A 2,704-nucleotide genomic window follows, 5' to 3' on the forward strand; every position below is an offset into this window, starting at 1 on the left:
CTCTCGTGGACAGGCCATGCGGGCGCCTCCCGGGGTATGGTGCCCCTGTTTGAAACGGCTCCTCTCCACGCTCGTGGTGCTCGTCGTGGCGCTCGCCGGTGGCGCACACGCCGCCGACGTGGAGGGAGCCCTGCGCGTCACCGGCCGGTTGATGCTGGACGGCAACGCGCCGCGCGACATCACCCGGCCCCCCTTCGTCACCGACACCTCGGACCTGGTGCTCAGCCTGCTCGCCTCGGGCGAGGGCCGCTACACCGCGGACCGCTGGCAGCTCGTGGGCCGTTACGACGCGGGGGCCCGCAAGTACCTCCTCTTCCCCTCCGAGGACGTGCTGGTGCAGGCCGCCGCGCTGGAGGGCTCGCTCGCCCTGGGCACCTCGCTGGGCGTGGGCGTGGACGGGCGCGCCAAGGATCGCCGGGGCGGCAGCCGCGCGTACACGGACCTGGCGGCGTCGGCCTTCCTCGAGTACGCGCCGGATGCCCAGCTCGCCCTGCGCCTGCGCGTGGGCGCGCACCGCTTCCTCTACCGCCCCGCCTTCGCCGCCAGCTTCGGCAGCCCCGAGGTGGGCTTCCTCGCGCGCTACCGCCTCGACCGCCGACATGCCTTCTTCGTCTCCGGCGAGTACGGCTCGCGCCGCTACAACGCCTCCGTGCGGCCCCCACCCACCGTGGACGTGCCCTGGACGGGACGGCGCGTGGACGGGGCGCTGCTGGCGAGCGCGGGCTACACCTACAAGGGCCCGCTCGCGCTGGGGCTGACGTACACGTACCAGGAGCTCAGCTCCAACAGCTACGGCGAGACGGTGCGCCGGCACCGGCTGAGCGGCAACGCGGGCCTGCGGCTGCCCTGGAAGGTGACGCTCCTGGCCCAGGGCTCGCTGGGCCTCACCCACTACCCGGACGGCGTCTTCTTCTCCACCGACATCACCCTGCTCGAGGATGAAGAGGCGCAGAACTCGCTGGCGCTGAAGCTGGCCCGGCCCCTCAACGCGCACCTGGACGTGGAGCTCTCGTACGCGCTGTACAGCAACCAGCTCCAGGCCAACCAGCTGTCCTACTTCCGCCAGGTGGGCGGCGTGGGCCTCACCTGGCGGCCGTAGCGGGCCTCACTCCAACCCGGAGAGGCGCTCGTCGATCTCCTCGGCGAGGCTGCCGTGGCTCTGGGCGAGCGCCGTGTCCCGGGCGCGGGTGAGCACCTCGCGGGCCTTCGTCGTCTCCCCCGCACCGATATAGGCATCCCCCAGGGACACCATGGCCGCGGCGTATTGGGGATCCAACCGGACGGCCGACTCCAGGGCCTGGGCCGCCTCGGCGTACTTGCGCTGCTCCAGGTAGGCCTTGCCCAGGGAGAAGTGCGCCATGGGCGCATCGGGGAACTCGGCCGCCATCTGCTTGAACTGCTCCAACCGGGCGTCGCTCATGGCACGGTGATAGAGGAGAGGCATGTCCGGTGCCAAGGAAGACGTGCGCTCCCTCGCCGAGGCCGCCCGGGCGGCCTCCCGCGTGCTCGCCACCGCACAGAGCGGCCAGAAGGACGCGGCCCTCCGCGCCATGGCCCGCCACCTGCGCGAGGCCCTCCCCTCCATTCTCGCCGCCAACGCCGAGGACCTGACGGCCGCGCGCGCCGCCAACAAGGGGAGCGCCTTCCTGGACCGGCTGCTGCTGGATGCCTCGCGGGTGGAGGGCATGGCGCGGGCGGTGGAGGCGGTGGCCGACCTGAAGGACCCGGTGGGCGAGGTGACGGAGGAGTGGGACCGACCCAATGGCCTGCACGTGCGCAAGGTGCGGCTGCCGCTGGGGGTGGTGCTGATGATCTACGAGGCCCGTCCCAACGTGACGAGCGACGCGGCGGCGCTGTGCCTCAAGAGTGGCAACGCGGCGCTCTTGCGCGGCGGCAGCGAGGCGGCGCGCTCCAACGCGGCGATTGCATCGGCGCTGGCGGCGGGTGTCACCGAGGCGGGGCTACCGGCCGCGTGCATCCAACCGGTGCCCCCGGGCGAGCGTGAGACGCTGCTGGAGCTGCTCAAGCTGGAGGGGCTCATTGACTTGTGCATCCCCCGGGGGGGCGAGGGCCTCATCCGCTTCGTGGCGGAGAACGCGCGGATTCCGGTGGTGAAGCACTACAAGGGTGTCTGCCACGTGTACGTGCACGCGGCGGCGGACCTGGACATGGCCACGCGGATCACGCTGAACGCCAAGACGAGCCGCCCGGGGGTGTGCAACGCCGCCGAGTGCCTGTTGGTGGACGGAGCGGTGGCCGAGCGTTTCCTACCCCAGGTGGGGCGGGAGCTGGTGGCCAAGGGGGTGGAGCTGCGCGGCTGCCCCGTCACGGTGGGGGTGCTGAGCCGGGCCGGGGTGCCGGTGAAGCCGGCCACCGAGGAGGACTGGGGGCGGGAGTTCCTGGACCTCGTCCTGGCCATCCGGGTGGTGGACGGGCTGGAGGCGGCGCTCGGGCACATCGGCCGGTACGGCAGTGAACACACCGAGGCCATCGTCACCGCGGACGGGGCGGTGGCGGGGCGCTTCACCCGGGAGGCCCAGGCGAGCGCGGTGGTGTGGAACGCCTCCACCCGCTTCAATGACGGGGGCGAGCTGGGCCTGGGGGCGGAGATTGGGATTTCCACCAGTCGACTGCACGCTTTCGGGCCCATGGGGTTGCGAGAGTTGACCAGCCAGAAGTACGTCATTCTGGGACAGGGGCAGGT

At 72.0% G+C, this 2,704-nt stretch carries 3 protein-coding genes; 2 read left to right on the plus strand and 1 reads right to left on the minus strand.

Annotated elements, in window-relative coordinates; genetic code table 11:
• Positions 1-49 precede the first annotated feature (49 nt).
• Positions 50-1,099, plus strand: a complete 1,050-nt coding sequence (locus VF794_RS38980; protein WP_331118654.1) for a hypothetical protein — start codon at positions 50-52, stop codon at positions 1,097-1,099.
• A 6-nt stretch (positions 1,100-1,105) separates the two neighbouring features.
• Here VF794_RS38980 and VF794_RS38985 read toward each other — a convergent pair whose 3' ends face one another.
• A complete protein-coding gene (locus tag VF794_RS38985; protein ID WP_331118656.1) occupies positions 1,106-1,444 on the minus strand; it encodes a tetratricopeptide repeat protein in 339 nt (112 codons plus the stop codon).
• Between VF794_RS38985 and VF794_RS38990 the strand changes: the two genes are divergently transcribed.
• The coding region (locus VF794_RS38990) for a glutamate-5-semialdehyde dehydrogenase (RefSeq protein WP_331118658.1) at positions 1,443-2,704 on the plus strand (1,262 nt) is incomplete at its 3' end. The two genes, VF794_RS38985 and VF794_RS38990, sit on opposite strands and share 2 nt — an antisense overlap.

The sequence above is a fragment of the Archangium sp. genome (assembly GCF_036389735.1).
Lineage (GTDB): Bacteria > Myxococcota > Myxococcia > Myxococcales > Myxococcaceae > Archangium.

What these genes read in the sequence shown, in the direction of transcription:
- VF794_RS38985 (WP_331118656.1), bottom strand. Translation starts at nt 1,444, where the DNA reads ATGCCTCTCCTCTATCACCGTGCCATGAGCGACGCCCGGTTGGAGCAG.